Raw genomic sequence first — 25,786 nt, 5'->3', positions numbered from 1 at the left:
TCGTGACCGGTGAGCCGATGAATGTCGCCGAGCGGCAGGTGCTGGTGGTCCAGCGTGTGGGTGTGTGCCTTTTGCAGCTGGTCGAGCAGGTCGGCGACGGTGGTTTCCGGCGTGATGCGCGCCCGCACCGGCACCGTGTTGATCAACAGGCCCACCATCGAGTCGGCGCCGGCGAGCTCGGTGGGCCGACCGGAGACCGCGGTGCCGAAGGCCACGTCATGGTGGCCGGTCAGCCATATCAGCACCTGTGCCCACGCACCCTGCAGCACGGTGTTGACGGTGACGCGGGCTGAGCGTGCCAGCTCCGTTAGGGCCCGGGTCGTTTGCTCGGGCACGCGATACGTTGCGACGCCTCGCCGCCCGGCCGCTTTTCGATCTGCGGGTGCGACCAGTGTTGGGGTGTCGAAACCGTCGAGCACTTCCCGCCATGCCGCGTGGGCGGCGGCGCGATCGCGATCGGCCAGCCATCTGACGAAGCTGCGGTACGGCGGGGGCGCGGGGAGTCGATGGCCGTGGTAGCTGGCGAATAGCTCCCGTAGCAGGATCGGCTTCGACCAGCCGTCGAGGACGATGTGGTGGTTGGTGAGCACAAACCGGTGCTGGTGCTCGCTGACGCGGATCAATGCCGCCCGGAACGCCGGCTGGCCGTTGAGGTCACAGACCGCGGCGCGTTCGGCGGCGCAGATCTCCTCGACCTGCGCCTCGACGTCGGCGCCGTCGAGTTCGACATACCGCCACGGCGGCGCAGGATCAGCCGGAATCACCTGCACCGGCTCGTCGAACCCGTCCCAGAATCGGGCCACCAGGTTGGGATGCCGGTTGACCACCGTGCCCACCGCCTCGCGCAGCCGGTGCGGATCCAACGGGCCGGTGATGGCCACATCAAGCTGAACCGCATACACGTCATCGCCGCTGCCGTGGGCGGCGCTGGCGTGGAAGAGCAACCCCTGCTGCAGTGGTGTGAGCGGCAAAATGTCAGCGACGCGGTGACGCTGGTGCAGTTCGTCGATCTGCTGCTGGCTCAACCGGGCAGGCTCGATATCCGACGGGGTCAATCCACCGCCACCGGCCCGCACGTGCGCGCAAATACCGCGCAACGCCTCGAACCACAACTGGCTCAGCCGGCTGACCTGGGCGTGGTCCAGCGCCGACGGCGCCCAGGTCCAGTTGGCGTGCAGCTGCGGGCCGGCGTCGGAGTCGACGGTGCCGGCGTTGAGCTCCAGGGTGTGCGGCAGCGGCACTCGGATCGCCGCGGCCGCGCCGGTCAGCGACAATCCCTCGGCACTGATGCGCCACACATCACCGGATGCATACGCCGCGGGGGCACCCAGCCGGCCCAGGTAGTTGAACCCGATCGGCGGGTCCGATTCGGCGATGTCGACGTCGTCGTTGAGGTAGCGCAGCACGCCGTAGGTCAGCGGATCCGGCAAGGCGCGAAGCTGCTCTTTAGCGCGCTTGATCACCGCTCCCAGCGCGGGTCCTCCGGTCACTACCTGCGCCCAGGGCAACGGGTCGACCGTCAACGACACCGGGTACTTGGTGGTGAACCACCCCACCGTGCGCGACAGGTCGACGTCGGGGGCAATGTCCTCGTCGCGGCCGTGGCCCTCGACGTCGATGCCGATCGGGGCGCCGCGAGCGGCCCCTAGCTGAGCCACTGCCAGGGCGAAGCCGATCAGCAGGATGTCGTGGACCCCGGCGTGGAAGGCCGCCGGAACTTCGCCGAGCAGCATGCGGGTGTCGTGGGCGTCCAGCGACGCCGACAAGTATCCGGCGGCGGCGAATGTGTCTGTCTCAGGGCGCACCGCGGGCAACGCCGCCGGGGTCGCCGCGACCTGCCGCCACACCTCGGCGGTGGCTACAACGTCGGGCGGCGCGCGTACCGGCTCAGCAGCGAAGCCCATCGGGTAAACGACGTCCCGGTCGCCGGCAACGCGACCGGCTGCCCACCGCGGTGCTGGGCCCACGCGATGTTGAGGTCCTCCAGCAAGATCCGCCACGACACCCCGTCGACGGCCAGGTGATGAATCGTCAGCACCAATTGTCGTGTGGAGCTTACCCACAGCGCACTGACCATCCGACCGGCGGCCGGGTCCAGCCGTGACCGCGCTTCGATCAGCGCCTCATCGGATAGCGCGTCCGTGACGTGCAGGCAGTCGCGCGCGTCCGCCGAGCCGCGCTCGGGCACCGTCAGCAACCAGCCCCCGGCACCGTCGTCATCGACCCGTGCCCGCAACATCGCGTGCCGGTCCAGCAACGCCTGCAACACCACCACGACGTCGGTGTCGGTGACCCCTACCGGCGCCTGCACCACCATCGTCTGGTTGAACTGCTCGACCGCGCCGCCCAGGCTGCGCAGCCAGCGCATGATCGGGGTGGCCGCCAACTGCCCAATGCCCTCGTCGACCCCGCCATCGACCACCTCTGCCACCCGAGCCACCCGAGCCAGCCGGGCCACGGTCTGCTCGACGAAAACATCGCGCGGCCTCAGCAACAGGCCCGCGGCACGGGCGCGCGCCGCCACCTGCATCGACAGGATGCTGTCGCCGCCTAAATCGAAGAAGGAGTCGTCGCCCCCGACCCGCTCCAGGCCCAGCACCTCGGCGAAGATGCCGGCCAAGATCTCCTCGACCGCGTCGGCCGGGGCCCGGTAGTGGTCGGCGTCACTGTATTCCGGGGCGGGCAGGGCCCGGGTGTCGAGTTTGCCGTTGACCGTCAACGGCAACGCGTCCAGTACCACCACCGCGGCGGCACCATGTAGCCCGGCAACCGCTCGGCCAGCTGCTCGCGGATCGCGGCGGGGTCGACGGTTCCGGTGACATAGCCCACCAGGCGCTTGTCGCCGGGGCGGTCCTCGCGGGCGATCACCATCGCCTGCTGCACACCCTCCACTGCGGCCAGGGTGGCCTGGACTTCGCCCAGTTCGATGCGATACCCGCGGATCTTGACCTGCTCATCGGCGCGGCCCACATATTGCAGCTGCCCATCAGCACCCCAGCGCACCAAATCCCCGGTGCGATACATGCGCGCCCCAGGCCCGCCGAACGGGCAGGCCACAAACCGCGACGCCGTCAGCCCGGCACGGCCCACATACCCGTACGCCACCCCGGCGCCAGCCACATACAACTCCCCGACCACCCCCGCGGGCACCGGCCGCAACAACCCGTCCAGCACAAAAAACCCGAGATGGGCCAACGGCACCCCAATCGGGCTGGCTGAACTAGCGGCGTCGCTGGCGGCTATTTCCCGAAACGAGGCATGCACCGTCGTCTCGGTGATCCCATACATGTTGACCAGCCTCGGCACGCCCGGATGGCCATCCAGCCACGACCTAAGCCGTTGGGGTTCGAGCGCCTCACCGCCGAACACCACCGTCTGCAACGCCAGCCGCTGTGCCCGGTCGGGGTGTTGCGCATCAACGGTTTGCAGCGCATAAAACGCCGACGGGGTCTGGCTCAACATGCTGACCTGCTCGGCAATCAGCAACGCGCGCAAGTCTTCTGGCGAACGCACCACCGCATCAGAAACCACCACCAGCCGCCACCGTGCAGCAGCGCGCCGAAAATCTCCCACACCGAAAAGTCAAACGCCAGCGAATGGCACTGCGTCCACACCTGCCCCGCCGACAACCCCAGCTCGGCGTCCAGGGTCGCCAGCAGCCGCGTCACATTGCCATGCGCAATCGCCACCCCCTTAGGCACACCGGTAGTACCCGAGGTGTAAATCACATACGCGATCTCCTCCGGCGCCGGCACCGGCAGCGGGGCGTGCGGCTGGGCGGCAATCGCGGGGTCGTTGACATCGACAACCAGCAGCTCGCGCCCGTCCAGCCGCTCAGCCAGCCCCGCGGTGGTGACCGCGGCGACCGGCGCGGCATCCTCGAGCAAAAACCTCAACCGCGCCGGCGGGTGCGCCGGATCCATCGGCACATACGCCGCCCCCGTCTTCAGGACGGCCACGATCGCCACAATCGCCTCGACCGACCGGGGCAACAACACCCCCACCCGCTGACCCGCACCACCCCGAGACCAGTCAGGAGATGCGCCAACCGGTTCGCCGCCGCATCCAGTTCCCGATAGGTCATCGAGCCACCGACGGCGGTGACCGCCACCGCCTCCGGGCTGCGCGCCACCTGCTCAGCGAACACCACCGGAATCGACACCGGCCTGGCCGCCGCGCGGGTCAACACCACCCGGTTACCCCACCCATCAAGCCGGACGCGCTCAGCTTCGTCCAACACATCCACCATCGACAACCGCCGCCCCGGATCAGCCGTCATCGCCACCAACACCCGCCGCAACCGCTCGGTGAGCGCCTCGACGCCGGGCGCATCGAACACCTCGGTGTCGAATTCGACGCGAAGCACCAGCTCGCGGCCGGGCACGGCCACCACGGACAGCGGGTAGTGGTTGTATTCGCGGGTGGTGAACTCGGTGATGGCCAGCCCGTCGGCGCCGGACAAGGCGGCGGTGTCGATTGGATAGTTCTCGTACACGAAAAGGGTGTCGAACAGTTGCTCGTGGCCCGTGGCGCGGTGAATGTCGCTAAGCGCCAGGTGCTGATGTTCGAGTGTGTCGTTGTGCACGTGCTGCAGCTGCTCGAGCAGCTCGGCGACCGTGGTTTGCCCCGTGATGCGCGCCCGCACCGGCACGGTGTTGATCAACAGACCCACCATCGACTCCGCGCCGGCCACCTCGGCGGGCCGACCCGAGACCGCGGTGCCGAAGGCGACATCTCGCTGGCCGGTCAGCAACATCAGCAGCTGCGCGAACCCAGCCTGCAGCACGGTGTTGACCGTCGTATGCTGCGAGCGCGCCAACTCGCTAACCGCGCGGGTGATCCGTTCGGGCACCTTCACCGAGGCCACGCCTCGCCGCCCCGGCCCCAACCGGTCGGGCGGGCCCACCAGCGTGGGGTTGTCGAAACCGTCGAACACCGCACGCCACGCCGTGCGCGCGGCGTCAAGGTCACGATCGGCCAGCCAAGTGATAAAGCTGCGATACGACGCGGGTGCCGGCAGCCGCTGCCCGTAATAGCCGGCGAACAGCTCCCGCAACACAACCGGCAGCGACCACCCATCCATCACAATGTGGTGGGCGGTCAGCACAAACCGATGCCGGTCCTCCGCGATGCGGATCAACGCGGCCCGAAACGCCGGCTGGCCGGTGAGGTTGTACACCGCAACACGTTCGGCGGCGCAAACATGCTGGATTTGCTCGTCGATGCCGTCGCCGTCGAGTTCGACGTACCGCCAGGGCGCCACAGGATCGGCGGGGATGATCTGCACGGGCACGTCGAACTGGTCGCAGAATCGGGCCACCAGGTTGGGGTGCCGCTTGATCACCGTGTCAACGGCGGCGCGCAACCGCTGTGGCTCAAGTGGGCCGGTGATGGTGAACTCCAGCTGGACGGCGTAGACGTCGTCGTCGTTGGCCTGCGTGGTACTGGCGTGGAACAGCAGCCCCTGCTGCAAAGGCGTCAGCGGCAGCACGTCGGCGACCTGGTAGCGCCGGTGCAGCTCGTCGATCTGATTCTGGCTCAGCCGGGCGGGTGCAATGTCCGACGGGGTCAGTCCCCCGCCGCCGGCGCGCACGTGCGCGCAGATGCCGCGCAAGGCCTCGAACCACAACCTGCTGAGCCGGCTCACTTTGGCCTGGTCCAGCGCGGAGGGCGCCCAGGTCCAGTTGGCGTGCAGCTGCGCGCCCGCGTCGGAGTCGACGGTGCCGGCGTTGAGTTCCACCGTGTGCGGCAACGGCATCGGGATCGCCGAGGCTGCACCCGTCAACGACAAGCCCTCGGGGCTGATACGCCAGAGGTCAGCGGACGGTTCGCCGGAGCCAGGGCCGCTCAGCCGGCCCAGATAGTTGAACCCGATTGGCGGGTCGAAGCCAGCCACGTCCGCCTCGGGGTTGAAGTAGCGTAATACGCCGTAGGTCAACGGATCTGGCAGGGCGCGCAGCTGCTCTTTGGCGTCTTTGACCAGTGTCCCCAGCACTGCCTCGCCTGCCACTACTTGTCCCCATGGCAGTGGGTCTACCGTTAATGACACCGGGTATTTGGTGGTAAACCAGCCCACCGTTCGCGACAGGTCGATGTCGGGCGCGATCTCGTCCTGGCGGCCATGACCCTCCACATCGATGCCAATCGGCGCGCCAGTGCCTAAAAACTCCGCCATCGCCAGGGCGAAGCCGATGAGCAGGATCTCCTGCACGCCGGCATGGAAGGCCGCCGGCACCTCACCGAGCAGCATCCGGGTGGTCTGGGTATCCAGCGACACCGACAGGAATCCTGCGGTGGCAAAGGTGTCGAGTTCCGGGCGCACGGCCGGCAGGGCCGCCGACACGCCTGCCACCTTGCGCCATGCACCCGCCTGCTCGACCACTTCCGGTCGGTGGGCGTACTCGACAAGCAGCGACGCCCACCGGGCGAACGACGTGCCTGCCGGCGGCAAGGCTATCGGCTGCCCGCCACGGTGCTGGGCCCAGGCAATGTTTATGTCCTCCAGCAGGATTCGCCATGACACGCCGTCAACGGCCAGATGGTGAATCATCAACACCAACTGGCTGGTGGAGGTCACCCACAGCGCGCTGACCATCACCCCCGCGGCCGGGCTGAGCCGCGACCGCGCCGTGATCAGCGCCTCATCGGTGAGCGTTTCGACGGTGCTCAGGCAGGTGCGGGCGTCCACTGAACCGGCGTCGGGCACCGTGACCAACCAGCTGCCCGCACCGTCGTCGTCGACACGTGCCCGCAACATGGCATGCCGATCCAGCAACGCCTGCAACAGCACCGCCACGTCGGCCTCCGTTGCCCCGGCCGGCGCCTGCAGCAGCACCGTCTGGTTGAACTGCTCTACCGCGCCGCCGATGCTCTGCAGCCAGCGCATGATCGGGGTCGCGGGCAGTTGCCCGGTGCCCTCGTCGACAACGCCACCGGCGCTGTCGGCGACCTGGACGACCTCGGCCAGCCGGGCCACGGTCTGCTCGACGAATACGTCGCGTGGCCGCAACAGCAGGCCCGCAGCACGCGCCCGCGCCACGACCTGCATCGACAAAATGCTGTCTCCACCAAGATCGAAGAAGGAGTCGTCGACGCCGACGCGCTCAAGCCCGAGCACCTCGGCGTAGATGCTGGCCAGGATCTCCTCGGTGGCAGTGGCCGGAGCCCGGTACCGGTCGATGTCACCGTATTCGGGTGCCGGCAGGGCGCGAGTGTCGAGTTTGCCGTTCGGGGTCAGTGGCAGCGCTTCGATCGCCACCACCGCCGCGGGAATCATGTACTCGGGCAACCGCTGCGCCAGCTTTTGGCGAACCTCGGCCGGGTCGGCGGTGCCGGTGATGTAGCCGACGAGGCGCTTGTCGCCGGGGCGGTCTTCGCGGGCAATCACCGCGGCCTGCTCCACCCCCTCCAGCGCGCTCAACGCCGTCCGGATTTCGCCAAGTTCGATGCGATACCCGCGGATCTTGACCTGCTCATCGGCGCGGCTCAGATAGTCCAACTGCCCATCGGCACGCCAACGCACCACATCCCCGGTGCGATACATCCGCGCCCCAAACCCCCCAAACGGGCACGCCACAAACCGCGACCCGGTCAACCCCGGCCGGCGCCAATACCCGTACGACACACCGCGACCCGCTATATACAACTCGCCGGCCACACCAGGGGGGACCGGGCGCAACCAGCTGTCGAGCACGAAAAACGCTGCGCCCGCCACCGGCGAGCCGATCGGCGGCGCACCGGACCCTGCTCTCAGTGACGCAGTCCTGGAAGCACATACGGTGGTTTCGGTGGGGCCGTAGGCGTTGATCATCACCCGCCCCGGCGCCCAACGCTGCACCAACTCCACCGGGCACGGCTCACCGGCCATCAGCAGCGCCACGGACTCCAGGCCCTCCGGCGAGAGCACCGCCGCCGCGGACGGGGTCTGGGTGAGGACTGTGACGTTTTCGCCAACGAGCAACGCACGGAAGTCTTCTGGTGAGCCGACCACTTCTTCGGGCACCACCACCAGCCGGCCGCCATGCAGCAGCGCGCCGAAGATCTCCTCCACCGAAGCGTCGAATGCGTAGGAGTGCCACTGCGCCCATACCCGTTCTGGTCCGGACGGCAGAGGTGTATCAGCCGCGGTGAGAAGCTGAGTGACGTTGTGGTGGCTGACGGCGACTCCTTTGGGGACGCCGGTGGTGCCGGAGGTGTAGATCAGGTAGGCGATGTCATCGGGGGCCGGGCCGGGCAGGTTGGTGTTGGGTTGGGTGTTGATCCGCGGGTCGTTGATGTCGATGACCGCCACATCGTGGCCATCGAGCCGGTCAGCGAGCCCGGTGGTGGTGATCACCGCGAGGGGAGCGGCGTCGGCGAGCATGAACCCGATGCGCTCGACCGGGTGTGCGGGGTCGATGGGCAGATACGCCGCCCCGCTCTTTAACACCCCCAGGATCGCGATGATCGCCTCGGCGCAGCGCGGCAACAACAACGCCACACACGACCCCGCACCCGCCCCGTAGTCGATCAGCAAGTGCGCCAACCGGTTCGACGCCTCATCGAGCTGCCGGTAACTCCACGATCGCCCACCACAGCTGAGCGCCACCGCATCCGGGGCGCGGGCCACCTGCCCGGCAAACAACCGCGGCACCGACACCAGCACCGGCGCCGCCGGGTCAACACCACCCGGTTACCCACCTCACCCAAACGCGCCAACTCGGCGGCATCGACCACCTCAACCGAGGACAACACCCGCCCCGGGTCGGCGGTCATCGCCACCACCACCCGCTGCAAGCGCCCGATCAACATCTGAATGCTGGCCGCATCAAACACATCGGTGCGAAACTCCACCACCCCGCAAATCCCGGCCGGCTGCCCATGCTCGGTCCAGCGCTCCTCGATGGAAAACGCCAAATCCATGCGCGCGGTACGCGTATCCACCGGCACCGGGCTGGCCTGCACCTCCCCCAAACCCAACTCCGGGATGCTGTTTTGCCAGGCCAACATCACCTGCACCAGCGGGTGATGGGCCAAGCTCCGAGACGGGTTGAGCCGCTCCACCAACAACTCAAACGGCACATCCTGGTGCTCGTAGGCGGCCAGGCTGCGCGCGCGCACCTGGCCCAACACCTCCTCGATGCTGGGATTGCCGGCCAAATCCACCCGCAACACCAAGGTGTTGACGAAAACCCCACCAACTCATCCAGCACCGGGTCACGCCGCCCCGCGATCGGAAACCCGATCGCCACCTCAGCACTGGCGGCCAGCTTGGACAACAACACCGCCAACGCGGCCTGCATCACCATGAAACTGGTCGCGTTGTGCTCCCGGGCCACCCGGGCAATCTGCTGCTGCACCTGCGCCGGCCACTCCAAGGGCACCCGCGCCCCGCGATGATCGGCCACCGGCGGATACGGCCGATCGGTGGGCAACTCCAACCGCTCGGGCAACCCCGCCAGCTCGTGTTCCCAAAACGCCACCTGGGCGGCGATCAGACTATCGGGATCATCAAGCTCACCCAGCTGCTCGCGCTGCCACAACGTGTAATCGGCGTACTGCACCGGCAACGGATCCCACCCCGGGGCCCGCCCCACAACGGGCGGCATAAGCAACACTTAAATCGCGCACCAACGGGGTGATCGACCAACCATCAGCGGCGATATGATGCACCACCGCCACCAGCACATGCTCATCCTCGGCAACCCGGAAAAGCCGTGCCCGCAACGGAATCTCGACCGCCAAATCAAACGAATACCGCACCGCGGCCTCAACGGCCTGCCCCAACGATGCCGGCGACCAACCGCTGGCATCGACCACCTGCCAACCGAACTCGGCGCGCTCAACCGGCACCACCACCTGCCGCGGTGTCCCCTCCACCGCGGGAAACACCGTGCGCAGGCTCTCATGGCGGGCCACCACATCAGAAAGCGCCGCCCCCAACGCCGCCGCATCCAGCCGCCCACACAGCCGCAACGCCACCCCCATGTTGTAAACCGGGGACGGCCCCTGCAACTGCTCTAAAAACCACAACCGCTGCTGGGCAAACGACAACGGCACCACCGCCGGGCGCGCCACCGGCCGCACCGGCGCCAACCGGGCGGCACCCTCACCCCCGACACGGCCCGCCAACTGCGCCACCGTGGGCGCCTCAAACACCGCCCGCACCGACAACCCGGCACCCAACGCCTCATTGACCGCGGCCACCAACCGCATCGCCGACAACGAATCCCCACCCAAATCAAAAAACGAATCCTCGGCCCCCACCCGCGGCACACCAAGAATCCGGGCATAAATACCGGCCAACAACTCCTCGGTCGGCCCGGCCGGAGCCCGATAACGATCGGCATCGGCATACTCCGGTGCCGGCAGGGCCCGCTTATCCAACTTGCCGTTAACCGTCAACGGCAACGCCTCCACCACCACCACCGCCGCGGGCACCATGTACTCCGGCAACCGCTCACGCAGCTTGGCCCGCAACCACCCCGGATCCACACTGCCGGTGACATACCCCACCAGGCGCTTATCCCCCGGACGGTCTTCGCGGGCAATCACCGCCGCCTGCCCCCCCCCTCCAGCGCGCTCAACGCCGCCTGAATCTCACCCAACTCGATGCGATACCCGCGGATCTTGACCTGCTCATCAGCGCGGCCCAAATACTCCAACTGCCCATCGGCACGCCAACGCACCACATCCCCGGTGCGATACATCCGCGCCCCAAACCCCCCAAACGGGCACGCCACAAACCGCGACCCGGTCAACCCCGGCCGCCGCCAATACCCCACCCCCACCGCAGGACCAGCCACATACAACTCCCCCACCACAGCAGGGGGCACCGGGCGCAACCACCGATCCAGCACAAACAACGCCGCCCCCGCCACCGGCGACCCAATCGGCGGCGCCTCCTCACCCGGAGCCAACGGCCCAGTCATCGATGCCCACATCGTGGTTTCGGTGGGCCCGTAGGCGTTGATCATCACCCGCCCCGGCGCCCAACGCTGCACCAACTCCACCGGGCAGGCCTCACCACCAACCAACAACGCCACCGACTCCAGCCCCTGCGGCGACAGCATGTCGACCGCGGACGGGGTCTGGTTTAGGACGTTGACCTGTTCAGCGATAAGGAACGCATGGAAGTCGTCCGGTGAAGTCGCCACCTCGTCAGGTGCGACTACCAGCCGGCCCCCATGCAACAGCGCGCCGAAGATCTCCCAACCCGAGATGTCGAAGCTATAGGAATGCCACTGCGACCACACCCGCCCCGGCCCGGCCAAACCCGCATCCACCGACCCGATCAACTGCGCCACATTGCCATGGGTGATCGCCCCTTAGGCACCCCCGTGGTGCCGGAGGTGTAGATCAGGTAGGCGATGTCATCGGGGGCCGGGCCGGGCAGGTTGGTGTTGGGTTGGGTGTTGATCCGCGGGTCGTTGATGTCGATGACCGCCACATCGTGGCCATCGAGCCGGTCAGCGAGCCCGGTGGTGGTGATCACCGCGAGGGGGCGGCGTCGGCGAGCATGAACCCGATGCGCTCGACCGGGTGTGCGGGGTCGATGGGCAGATACGCCGCCCCGCTCTTTAACACCCCCAGGATCGCGATGATCGCCTCGGCGCAGCGCGGCAACAACAACGCCACACACGACCCCGCACCCGCCCCGTAGTCGATCAGCAAGTGCGCCAACCGGTTCGACGCCTCATCGAGCTGCCGGTAACTCCACGATCGCCCACCACAGCTGAGCGCCACCGCATCCGGGGCGCGGGCCACCTGCCCGGCAAACAACCGCGGCACCGACACCAGCACCGGCGCCGCCGGGTCAACACCACCCGGTTACCCACCTCACCCAAACGCGCCAACTCGGCGGCATCGACCACCTCAACCGAGGACAACACCCGCCTCGGGTCGGCGGTCATCGCCACCACCACCCGCTGCAAGCGCCCGATCAACATCTGAATGCTGGCCGCATCAAACACATCGGTGCGAAACTCCACCACCCCGCAAATCCCGGCCGGCTGCCCATGCTCGGTCCAGCGCTCCTCGATGGAAAACGCCAAATCCATGCGCGCGGTACGCGTATCCACCGGCACCGGGCTGGCCTGCACCTCCCCCAAACCCAACTCCGGGATGCTGTTTTGCCAGGCCAACATCACCTGCACCAGCGGGTGATGGGCCAAGCTCCGAGACGGGTTGAGCCGCTCCACCAACAACTCAAACGGCACATCCTGGTGCTCGTAGGCGGCCAGGCTGCGCGCGCGCACCTGGCCCAACACCTCCTCGATGCTGGGATTGCCGGCCAAATCCACCCGCAACACCAAGGTGTTGACGAAAACCCCACCAACTCATCCAGCACCGGGTCACGCCGCCCCGCGATCGGAAACCCGATCGCCACCTCAGCACTGGCGGCCAGCTTGGACAACAACACCGCCAACGCGGCCTGCATCACCATGAAACTGGTCGCGTTGTGCTCCCGGGCCACCCGGGCAATCTGCTGCTGCACCTGCGCCGGCCACTCCAAGGGCACCCGCGCCCCGCGATGATCGGCCACCGGCGGATACGGCCGATCGGTGGGCAACTCCAACCGCTCGGGCAACCCCGCCAGCTCGTGTTCCCAAAACGCCACCTGGGCGGCGATCAGACTATCGGGATCATCAAGCTCACCCAGCTGCTCGCGCTGCCACAACGTGTAATCGGCGTACTGCACCGGCAACGGATCCCACCCCGGGGCCCGCCCCCACAACGGGCGGCATAAGCAACACTTAAATCGCGCACCAACGGGGTGATCGACCAACCATCAGCGGCGATATGATGCACCACCGCCACCAGCACATGCTCATCCTCGGCAACCCGGAAAAGCCGTGCCCGCAACGGAATCTCGACCGCCAAATCAAACGAATACCGCACCGCGGCCTCAACGGCCTGCCCCAACGATGCCGGCGACCAACCGCTGGCATCGACCACCTGCCAACCGAACTCGGCGCGCTCAACCGGCACCACCACCTGCCGCGGTGTCCCCTCCACCGCGGGAAACACCGTGCGCAGGCTCTCATGGCGGGCCACCACATCAGAAAGCGCCGCCCCCAACGCCGCCGCATCCAGCCGCCCACACAGCCGCAACGCCACCCCCATGTTGTAAACCGGGGACGGCCCCTGCAACTGCTCTAAAAACCACAACCGCTGCTGGGCAAACGACAACGGCACCACCGCCGACCGCTCCACCGGCCGCACCGGCGCCAACCGGGCGGCACCCTCACCCCCGACACGACCCGCCAACTGCGCCACCGTGGGCGCCTCAAACACCGCCCGCACCGACAACCCGGCACCCAACGCCTCATTGACCGCGGCCACCAACCGCATCGCCGACAACGAATCGCCACCCAAATCAAAAAACGAATCCTCGGCCCCCACCCGCGGCACACCAAGAATCCGCGCATAAATACCGGCCAACAACTCCTCGGTAGGAGTGGTCGGGGCCCTATACCGATCGGAATCGCTGTATTCGGGTGCCGGCAGGGCCCGCTTATCCAACTTGCCGTTAACCGTCAACGGCAACGCCTCCACCACCACCACCGCCGCGGGCACCATGTACTCCGGCAACCGCTCACGCAGCTTGGCCCGCAACCACCCCGGATCCACCGCACCGGTGACATACCCCACCAGGCGCTTATCCCCCGGACGGTCTTCGCGGGCAATCACCGCCGCCTGCCCCACCCCTCCAGCGCGCTCAACGCCGCCTGAATCTCACCCAACTCGATGCGATACCCGCGGATCTTGACCTGCTCATCAGCGCGGCCCAAATACTCCAACTGCCCATCGGCACGCCAACGCACCACATCCCCGGTGCGATACATCCGCGCCCCAAACCCCCCAAACGGGCACGCCACAAACCGCGACCCGGTCAACCCCGGCCGCCGCCAATACCCCACCCCCACCGCAGGACCAGCCACATACAACTCCCCCACCACAGCAGGGGGCACCGGGCGCAACCACCGATCCAGCACAAACAACGCCGCCCCCGCCACCGGCGACCCAATCGGCGGCGCCTCCTCACCCGGAGCCAACGGCGCGCTCAAGGTCACCCACATCGTGGTCTCGGTGGGCCCGTATTCGTTGATCATCACCCGCCCCGGCGCCCAACGCTGCACCAACTCCACCGGGCAGGCCTCACCACCAACCAACAACGCCACCGACTCCAGCCCCTGCGGCGACAGCATCCCCGCCGCCGACGGGGTCTGACACAACACATCAACCTGCTCAGCAACCAGCAGATCGTGCAACTCAGCCGGTGACGCCGCGACCTGCTCGGGCACCACCACCAGCCGGCCCCCATGCAACAGCGCGCCGAAGATCTCCCAACCCGAGATGTCGAAGCTATAGGAATGCCACTGCGACCACACCCGCCCCGGCCCGGCCAAACCCGCATCCACCGACCCGATCAACTGCGCCACATTGCCATGGGTGATCGCCACCCCTTAGGCACCCCGTGGTGCCGGAGGTGTAGATCAGGTAGGCGATGTCATCGGGGGCCGGGCCGGGCAGGTTGGTGTTGGGTTGGGTGTTGATCCGCGGGTCGTTGATGTCGATGACCGCCACATCGTGGCCATCGAGCCGGTCAGCGAGCCCGGTGGTGGTGATCACCGCGAGGGGGCGGCGTCGGCGAGCATGAACCCGATGCGCTCGACCGGGTGTGCGGGGTCGATGGGCAGATACGCCGCCCCGCTCTTTAACACCCCCAGGATCGCGATGATCGCCTCGGCGCAGCGCGGCAACAACAACGCCACACACGACCCCGCACCCGCCCCGTAGTCGATCAGCAAGTGCGCCAACCGGTTCGACGCCTCATCGAGCTGCCGGTAACTCCACGATCGCCCACCACAGCTGAGCGCCACCGCATCCGGGGCGCGGGCCACCTGCCCGGCAAACAACCGCGGCACCGACACCAGCACCGGCGCCGGCCGGGTCAACACCACCCGGTTACCCACCTCACCCAAACGCGCCAACTCGGCGGCATCGACCACCTCAACCGAGGACAACACCCGCCCCGGGTCGGCGGTCATCGCCACCACCACCCGCTGCAAGCGCCCGATCAACATCTGAATGCTGGCCGCATCAAACACATCGGTGCGAAACTCCACCACCCCGCAAATCCCGGCCGGCTGCCCATGCTCGGTCCAGCGCTCCCCCAAGAAGAACGCCAAATCCATGCGCGCGGTACGCGTATCCACCGGCACCGGGCTGGCCTGCACCTCCCCCAAACCCAACTCCGCATGGGCGCCACTGCTGTGGCCGGGAAAGTTCTGCCAACCCAACACCACTTGCACCAGCGGAGAATGGGTCAAGCTTCGGGTGGGGTTGAGCCGCTCCACCAACAACTCAAACGGCACATCCTGGTGCTCGTAGGCGGCCAGGCTGCGCGCGCGCACCTGGCCCAACACCTCCTCGATGCTGGGATTGCCGGCCAAATCCACCCGCAACACCAAGGTGTTGACGAAAAACCCCACCAACTCATCCAGCACCGGGTCACGCCGCCCCGCGATCGGAAACCCGATCGCCACCTCAGCACTGGCGGCCAGCTTGGACAACAACACCGCCAACGCGGCCTGCATCACCATGAAACTGGTCGCGTTGTGCTCCCGGGCCACCCGGGCAATCTGCTGCTGCACCTGCGCCGCCACTCAAGGGCACCCGCGCCCCGCGATGATCGGCCACCGGCGGATACGGCCGATCGGTGGGCAACTCCAACCGCTCGGGCAACCCCGCCAGCTCGTGTTCCCAAAACGCCACCTGGGCGGCGATCAGACTATCGGGATCATCAAGCTCACCCAGCTGCTCGCGCTGCCACAACGTGTAATCGGCGTACTGCACCGGCAACGGATCCCACCCCGGGGCCCGCCCCCACAACGGGCGGCATAAGCAACACTTAAATCGCGCACCAACGGGGTGATCGACCAACCATCAGCGGCGATATGATGCACCACCGCCACCAGCACATGCTCATCCTCGGCAACCCGGAAAAGCCGTGCCCGCAACGGAATCTCGACCGCCAAATCAAACGAATACCGCACCGCGGCCTCAACGGCCTGCCCCAACGATGCCGGCGACCAACCGCTGGCATCGACCACCTGCCAACCGAACTCGGCGCGCTCAACCGGCACCACCACCTGCCGCGGTGTCCCCTCCACCGCGGGAAACACCGTGCGCAGGCTCTCATGGCGGGCCACCACATCAGAAAGCGCCGCCCCCAACGCCGCCGCATCCAGCCGCCCACACAGCCGCAACGCCACCCCCATGTTGTAAACCGGGGACGGCCCCTGCAACTGCTCTAAAAACCACAACCGCTGCTGGGCAAACGACAACGGCACCACCGCCGGGCGCGCCACCGGCCGCACCGGCGCCAACCGGGCGGCACCCTCACCCCCGACACGGCCCGCCAACTGCGCCACCGTGGGCGCCTCAAACACCGCCCGCACCGACAACCCGGCACCCAACGCCTCATTGACCGCGGCCACCAACCGCATCGCCGACAACGAATCCCCACCCAAATCAAAACGAATCCTCGGCCCCCACCCGCGGCACACCAAGAATCCGCGCATAAATACCGGCCAACAACTCCTCGGTCGGCCCGGCCGGAGCCCGATAACGATCGGCATCGGCATACTCCGGTGCCGGCAGGGCCCGCTTATCCAACTTGCCGTTAACCGTCAACGGCAACGCCTCCACCACCACCACCGCCGCGGGCACCATGTACTCCGGCAACCGCTCACGCAGCTTGGCCCGCAACCACCCCGGATCCACCGCACCGGTGACATACCCCACCAGGCGCTTATCCCCCGGACGGTCTTCGCGGGCAATCACCGCCGCCTGCCCCACCCCTCCAGCGCGCTCAACGCCGCCTGAATCTCACCCAACTCGATGCGATACCCGCGGATCTTGACCTGCTCATCAGCGCGGCCCAAATACTCCAACTGCCCATCGGCACGCCAACGCACCACATCCCCGGTGCGATACATCCGCGCCCCAAACCCCCCAAACGGGCACGCCACAAACCGCGACCCGGTCAACCCCGGCCGCCGCCAATACCCGTACGTCACACCGCGACCCGCTATATACAACTCGCCGGCCACACCAGGGGGAACCGGGCGCAACCAGCTGTCGAGCACGAAAAAGGCTGCCGCTGGAACCGGCGACCCAATCGGCGGTGTCCCCGAACCCGGCGCCAACGGCGCGCTTTTGGATGCCCACATCGTGGTCTCGGTGGGCCCGTAGGCGTTGATCATCACCCGCCCCGGCGCCCAACGGTCCACCAGGTCGGCCGGGCACGGCTCGGCGCCAATCACCAACGTCGTTGACTCCAACCCCTCCGTCGATAACATGCCCACGGCCGAGGGGGTTTGACTTAAGACGCTGACCTGCTCAGCGACCAGCACCTCATGGAACTCGTCCGGTGACGCCGCCACTTCGTCCGGCACCACCACCAGCCGGCCCCCGTGCAGCAGCGCGCCGAAGATCTCCCACACCGAGAAGTCGAAGGCCAAAGAGTGAAATTGCGTCCAAACCTGCCCCGGCCCCAAATCAAAGCTAGCTTCCAATGAGTCGAACAGTTGGATCACGTTGTGGTGGCTGACGGCGACTCCTTTGGGGACGCCGGTGGTGCCGGAGGTGTAGATCAGGTAGGCGATGTCATCGGGGGCCGGGCCGGGCAGGTTGGTGTTGGGTTGGGTGTTGATCCGCGGGTCGTTGATGTCGATGACCGCCACATCGTGGCCATCGAGCCGATCAGCGAGCCCGGTGGTGGTGATCACCGCGAGGGGAGCGGCGTCGGCGAGCATGAACCCGATGCGCTCGACCGGGTGTGCGGGGTCGATGGGCAGATACGCCGCCCCGCTCTTTAACACCCCCAGGATCGCGATGATCGCCTCGGCGCAGCGCGGCAACAACAACGCCACACACGCCCCCGCACCCGCCCCGTAGTCGATCAGCAAGTGCGCCAACCGGTTCGACGCCTCATCGAGCTGCCGGTAACTCCACGACCGCCCACCACAGCTGAGCGCCACCGCATCCGGGGCGCGGGCCACCTGCCCGGCAAACAACCGCGGCACCGACACCAGCACCGGCGCCGCCGGGTCAACACCACCCGGTTACCCACCTCACCCAAACGCGCCAACTCGGCGGCATCGACCACCTCAACCGAGGACAACACCCGCCCCGGGTCGGCGGTCATCGCCACCACCACCCGCTGCAAGCGCCCGATCAACATCTGAATGCTGGCCGCATCAAACACATCGGTGCGAAACTCCACCACCCCGCAAATCCCGGCCGGCTGCCCATGCTCGGTCCAGCGCTCCTCGATGGAAAACGCCAAATCCATGCGCGCGGTACGCGTATCCACCGGCACCGGGCTGGCCTGCACCTCCCCCAAACCCAACTCCGGGATGCTGTTTTGCCAGGCCAACATCACCTGCACCAGCGGGTGATGGGCCAAGCTCCGAGACGGGTTGAGCCGCTCCACCAACAACTCAAACGGCACATCCTGGTGCTCGTAGGCGGCCAGGCTGCGCGCGCGCACCTGGCCCAACACCTCCTCGATGCTGGGATTGCCGGCCAAATCCACCCGCAACACCAAGGTGTTGACGAAAAACCCCACCAACTCATCCAGCACCGGGTCACGCCGCCCCGCGATCGGAAACCCGATCGCCACCTCAGCACTGGCGGCCAGCTTGGACAACAACACCGCCAACGCGGCCTGCATCACCATGAAACTGGTCGCGTTGTGCTCCCGGGCCACCCGGGCAATCTGCTGCTGCACCTGCGCCGGCCACTCCAAGGGCACCCGCGCCCCGCGATGATCGGCCACCGGCGGATACGGCCGATCGGTGGGCAACTCCAACCGCTCGGGCAACCCCGCCAGCTCGTGTTCCCAAAACGCCACCTGGGCGGCGATCAGACTATCGGGATCATCAAGCTCACCCAGCTGCTCGCGCTGCCACAACGTGTAATCGGCGTACTGCACCGGCAACGGATCCCACCCCGGGGCCCGCCCCCACAACGGGCGGCATAAGCAACACTTAAATCGCGCACCAACGGGGTGATCGACCAACCATCAGCGGCGATATGATGCACCACCGCCACCAGCACATGCTCATCCTCGGCAACCCGGAAAAGCCGTGCCCGCAACGGAATCTCGACCGCCAAATCGAACGAATACCGCACCGCGGCCTCAACGGCCTGCCCCAACGATGCCGGCGACCAACCGCTGGCATCGACCACCTGCCAACCGAACTCGGCGCGCTCAACCGGCACCACCACCTGCCGCGGTGTCCCCTCCACCGCGGGAAACACCGTGCGCAGGCTCTCATGGCGGGCCACCACATCAGAAAGCGCCGCCCCCAACGCCGCCGCATCCAGCCGCCCACACAGCCGCAACGCCACCCCCATGTTGTAAACCGGGGACGGCCCCTGCAACTGCTCTAAAAACCACAACCGCTGCTGGGCAAACGACAACGGCACCACCGCCGGGCGCGCCACCGGCCGCACCGGCGCCAACCGGGCGGCACCCTCACCCCCGACACGACCCGCCAACTGCCCCACCGTGGGCGCCTCAAACACCGCCCGCACCGACAACCCGGCACCCAACGCCTCATTGACCGCGGCCACCAACCGCATCGCCGACAACGAATCCCCACCCAAATCAAAAACGAATCCTCGGCCCCCACCCGCGGCACACCAAGAATCCGCGCATAAATACCGGCCAACAACTCCTCGGTCGGCCCGGCCGGAGCCCGATAACGATCGGCATCGGCATACTCCGGTGCCGGCAGGGCCCGCTTATCCAACTTGCCGTTAACCGTCAACGGCAACGCCTCCACCACCACCACCGCCGCGGGCACCATGTACTCCGGCAACCGCTCACGCAGCTTGGCCCGCAACCACCCCGGATCCACACTGCCGGTGACATACCCCACCAGGCGCTTGTCGCCCGGACGGTCTTCGCGGGCAATCACCGCCGCCTGCCCCACCCCCTCCAGCGCGCTCAACGCCGCCTGAATCTCACCCAACTCGATGCGATACCCGCGGATCTTGACCTGCTCATCAGCGCGGCCCAAATACTCCAACTGCCCATCGGCACGCCAACGCACCACATCCCCGGTGCGATACATCCGCGCCCCAAACCCCCCAAACGGGCACGCCACAAACCGCGACCCGGTCAACCCCGGCCGCCGCCAATACCCCACCCCCACCGCAGGACCAGCCACATACAACTCCCCCACCACAGCAGGGGGCACCGGGCGCAACCACCGATCCAGCACAAACAACGCCGCCCCCGCCACCGGCGACCCAATCGGCGGCGCCTCCTCACCCGGAGCCAACGGCGCGCTCAAGGTCACCCACATCGTGGTCTCGGTGGGCCCGTATTCGTTGATCATCACCCGCCCCGGCGCCCAACGCTGCACCAACTCCACCGGGCAGGCCTCACCACCAACCAACAACGCCACCGACTCCAGCCCCTGCGGCGACAGCATCCCCGCCGCCGACGGGGTCTGACACAACACATCAACCCGCTCAGCAACCAGCAGATCGTGCAACTCAGCCGGAGACGCCGCGACCTGCTCGGGCACCACCACCAGCCGGCCCCCATGCAACAGCGCGCCGAAGATCTCCCAACCCGAGATGTCGAAGCTATAGGAATGCCACTGCGACCACACCCGCCCCGGCCCGGCCAAACCCGCATCCACCGACCCGATCAACTGCGCCACATTGCCATGGGTGATCGCCACCCCCTTAGGCACCCCCGTGGTGCCGGAGGTGTAGATCAGGTAGGCGATGTCATCGGGGGCCGGGCCGGGCAGGTTGGTGTTGGGTTGGGTGTTGATCCGCGGGTCGTTGATGTCGATGACCGCCACATCGTGGCCATCGAGCCGGTCAGCGAGCCCGGTGGTGGTGATCACCGCGAGGGGGCGGCGTCGGCGAGCATGAACCCGATGCGCTCGACCGGGTGTGCGGGGTCGATGGGCAGATACGCCGCCCCGCTCTTTAACACCCCCAGGATCGCGATGATCGCCTCGGCGCAGCGCGGCAACAACAACGCCACACACGACCCCGCACCCGCCCCGTAGTCGATCAGCAAGTGCGCCAACCGGTTCGACGCCTCATCGAGCTGCCGGTAACTCCACGATCGCCCACCACAGCTGAGCGCCACCGCATCCGGGGCGCGGGCCACCTGCCCGGCAAACAACCGCGGCACCGACACCAGCACCGGCGCCGGCCGGGTCAACACCACCCGGTTACCCACCTCACCCAAACGCGCCAACTCGGCGGCATCGACCACCTCAACCGAGGACAACACCCGCCTCGGGTCGGCGGTCATCGCCACCACCACCCGCTGCAAGCGCCCGATCAACATCTGAATGCTGGCCGCATCAAACACATCGGTGCGAAACTCCACCACCCCGCAAATCCCGGCCGGCTGCCCATGCTCGGTCCAGCGCTCCTCGATGGAAAACGCCAAATCCATGCGCGCGGTACGCGTATCCACCGGCACCGGGCTGGCCTGCACCTCCCCCAAACCCAACTCCGGGATGCTGTTTTGCCAGGCCAACATCACCTGCACCAGCGGGTGATGGGCCAAGCTCCGAGACGGGTTGAGCCGCTCCACCAACAACTCAAACGGCACATCCTGGTGCTCGTAGGCGGCCAGGCTGCGCGCGCGCACCTGGCCCAACACCTCCTCGATGCTGGGATTGCCGGCCAAATCCACCCGCAACACCAAGGTGTTGACGAAAAACCCCACCAACTCATCCAGCACCGGGTCACGCCGCCCCGCGATCGGAAACCCGATCGCCACATCCGCAGTCGCGCTAAGTTTGGCCAGCAGCACCGCCAACGCGGCCTGCATCACCATGAAACTGGTCGCGTTGTGCTCCCGGGCAACCCGGGCAATCTGCTGCTGCACCTGCGCCGGCCACTCCAAGGGCACCCGCGCCCCGCGATGATCGGCCACCGGCGGATACGGCCGATCGGTGGGCAACTCCAACCGCTCGGGCAACCCCGCCAGCTCGTGTTCCCAAAACGCCACCTGGGCGGCGATCAGACTATCGGGATCATCAAGCTCACCCAGCTGCTCGCGCTGCCACAACGTGTAATCGGCGTACTGCACCGGCAACGGATCCCACCCGGGGCCCGCCCCCACAACGGGCGGCATAAGCAACACTTAAATCGCGCACCAACGGGGTGATCGACCAACCATCAGCGGCGATATGATGCACCACCGCCACCAGCACATGCTCATCCTCGGCAACCCGGAAAAGCCGTGCCCGCAACGGAATCTCGACCGCCAAATCAAACGAATACCGCACCGCGGCCTCAACGGCCTGCCCCAACGATGCCGGCGACCAACCGCTGGCATCGACCACCTGCCAACCGAACTCGGCGCGCTCAACCGGCACCACCACCTGCCGCGGTGTCCCCTCCACCGCGGGAAACACCGTGCGCAGGCTCTCATGGCGGGCCACCACATCAGAAAGCGCCGCCCCCAACGCCGCCGCATCCAGCCGCCCACACAGCCGCAACGCCACCCCCATGTTGTAAACCGGGGACGGCCCCTGCAACTGCTCTAAAAACCACAACCGCTGCTGGGCAAACGACAACGGCACCACCGCCGGGCGCGCCACCGGCCGCACCGGCGCCAACCGGGCGGCACCCTCACCCCCGACACGACCCGCCAACTGCCCCACCGTGGGCGCCTCAAACACCGCCCGCACCGACAACCCGGCACCCAACGCCTCATTGACCGCGGCCACCAACCGCATCGCCGACAACGAATCCCCACCCAAATCAAAAAACGAATCCTCGGCCCCCACCCGCGGCACACCAAGAATCCGCGCATAAATACCGGCCAACAACTCCTCGGTCGGCCCGGCCGGAGCCCGATAACGATCGGCATCGGCATACTCCGGTGCCGGCAGGGCCCGCTTATCCAACTTGCCGTTAACCGTCAACGGCAACGCCTCCACCACCACCACCGCCGCGGGCACCATGTACTCCGGCAACCGCTCACGCAGCTTGGCCCGCAACCACCCCGGATCCACCGCACCGGTGACATACCCCACCAGGCGCTTATCCCCCCGGACGGTCTTCGCGGGCAATCACCGCCGCCTGCCCCACCCCCTCCAGCGCGCTCAACGCCGCCTGAATCTCACCCAACTCGATGCGATACCCGCGGATCTTGACCTGCTCATCAGCGCGGCCCACATACTCCAACTGCCCATCGGCACGCCAACGCACCACATCCCCGGTGCGATACATCCGCGCCCCAAACCCCCCCAAACGGGCACGCCACAAACCGCGACCCGGTCAACCCCGGCCGCCGCCAATACCCCACCCCCACCGCAGGACCAGCCACATACAACTCCCCCACCACAGCAGGGGGCACCGGGCGCAACCACCGATCCAGCACAAACAACGCCGCCCCCGCCACCGGCGACCCAATCGGCGCATCTGACCCAGCCCGCAATGGCGCACTCATTGCGGCATACACTGTGGTTTCGGTGGGCCCGTAGGCGTTGATCATCACCCGCCCCGGCGCCCAACGCTGCACCAACTCCACCGGGCAGGCCTCACCAGCGACCACCAACGCCACCGACTCCAGCCCCTGCGGCGACAGCATCCCCGCCGCCGACGGGGTCTGACACAACACATCAACCCGCTCAGCAACCAGCAGATCGTGCAACTCAGCCGGAGAGCGGACCACCGGCTCGGGCACCACCACCAGCCGGCCCCCATGCAACAGCGCGCCGAAGATCTCCCAACCCGAGACGTCGAAGGCCAACGAATGCCACTGCGACCACACCCGCCCCGGCCCGGCCAAACCCGCATCCACCGACCCGATCAACTGCGCCACATTGCCATGGGTGATCGCCACCCCCTTAGGCACCCCCGTGGTGCCCGAGGTGTAGATCAGGTAGGCGATGTCATCGGGGGCCGGGCCGGGCAGGTTGGTGTTGGGTTGGGTGTTGATCCGCGGGTCCTTGATGTCGATGACCGCCACATCGTGGCCATCGAGCCGATCAGCGAGCCCGGTGGTGGTGATCACCGCGAGGGGAGCGGCGTCGGCGAGCATGAACCCGACCCGGGCATCTGGCAGTGCGGGGTCGATGGGCAGATACGCCGCCCCGCTCTTTAACACCCCCAGGATCGCGATGATCGCCTCGGCGCAGCGCGGCAACAACAACGCCACACACGACCCCGCACCCGCCCCGTAGTCGATCAGCAAGTGCGCCAACCGGTTCGACGCCTCATCGAGCTGCCGGTAACTCCACGATCGCCCACCACAGCTGAGCGCCACCGCATCCGGGGCGCGGGCCACCTGCCCGGCAAACAACCGCGGCACCGACACCAGCACCGGCGCCGGCCGGGTCAACACCACCCGGTTACCCACCTCACCCAAACGCGCCAACTCGGCGGCATCGACCACCTCAACCGACGACAACACCCGCCCCGGGTCGGCGGTCATCGCCACCAACACCCGCTCCAAGCGCTGTGCTAACTCAGAGACGTCGAAATTCGAAAACGGTTGCAGCTCGCCTACTGTGCTGAGGTAGAGCTCGTCGCCGGCAGTAGAGAAGATCAAGCCGAAGCCGCCGACAATCCCGGCGTTGGTGTAAGACGCCGATGCCGTGAGACCACCGAAGGACAGCGTGAGCGTAGACGGGAGAAAATTGATGCTCACCCTGTCGGTTAGCTGCCCTGGGTCGCGAAGCCGGAGTTTCCGCTCAAGGGCTTGCACTGGAAACCTTTGATGCTGCAGCGCTTCGCGTATCCGCTTATCAACATGCTCACAGAAGCTGGCGACGGATGCGTCTGGCGATACCGTTAATACCAGCGGCACAATCCCAGCCATCATGCCGGGAAGCGACTTCGACTCCGGGCGTACTCGCCTGCTGACAGGGAAATCAAGCACTACCTCTGAACCGTCGGCGCACCACTCACGGGCCAAAAGTGCGCACGCTGCGGTAATCACCGACGACCGGGGCATGTTCCACGCTTGGCATATGCCGTCAACGCGACGAACTACTGCATCATTTAACTGAACCGGCGCTGATAATTGATACGGATCGGACTCACCCGCGGAGTGGGAAGCTCGATAAAGAGGCTCGTTTCCCGAGGGAAGATTCCTGGTCCAATATGCCTGGTCTTCCAGGTAATCGGGAGAGGATTCATATTCCAATTCGTAGTCGACCAAATCCTGCAGGGAGCCGAAGGAGGCCGCAGAAACGGGTGCACCGGAAACGATCGCAGAGTAGACAGAAGCGACCCGATGACCCAAAAGCAGAATACCTGTGCCGTCGATGACGATGTGGTGACCGCAGGCGAACAGGTAGAACTCGTCAACCCGCGTGCGAAATAACGCGAACTTGAATAGTGGGCCCGTGAACGGCATGGGCGTTCGTTGGATCAAAGACGCTATCTGCTGGGCCTCTTGCTCGGGTTGTGACGAACCGGTCAGGTCGAAGAAGGGAAGTTCGACATCCGGGTAATCGACCGCTCGTTGGAAAACTTGGCCATCTACCTCAAAAATGGCTGCCCTGGCTGGTTCAGCCTCCCGCACCACTCGGCGGATCGCCCACTCAAGAGCATCACGTTCCACCGCGCCCTGGATTCTGACAAACAATCCGAGCTGCCACTCCGTACCTGAGTGACTTGTTTGCTGCGCGAGCCATATGTCGAGCTGTGCACGCGTTAGCGGCAATGCCTGGGCGTCAAGCTCAGTCGAGTTTCCTCGTGACTGCGAAAGTGCCTTACCGTCAGGTTCCAT

The 25,786-nt window shown here is 66.9% G+C and carries 1 pseudogene (only partly in view); it reads right to left on the bottom strand.

The window, feature by feature from the left end:
• Nucleotides 1-25,786 (bottom strand): annotated as a pseudogene (locus tag MYXE_RS25150) (amino acid adenylation domain-containing protein); its annotated part reaches 9,147 nt to the left of the window's first position; the annotation flags it as partial.

Origin of the sequence: Mycobacterium xenopi (genome assembly GCF_009936235.1) — a bacterium.
GTDB lineage: Bacteria > Actinomycetota > Actinomycetes > Mycobacteriales > Mycobacteriaceae > Mycobacterium > Mycobacterium xenopi.
This window is presented reverse-complemented; position numbering and strand designations above follow the sequence as displayed.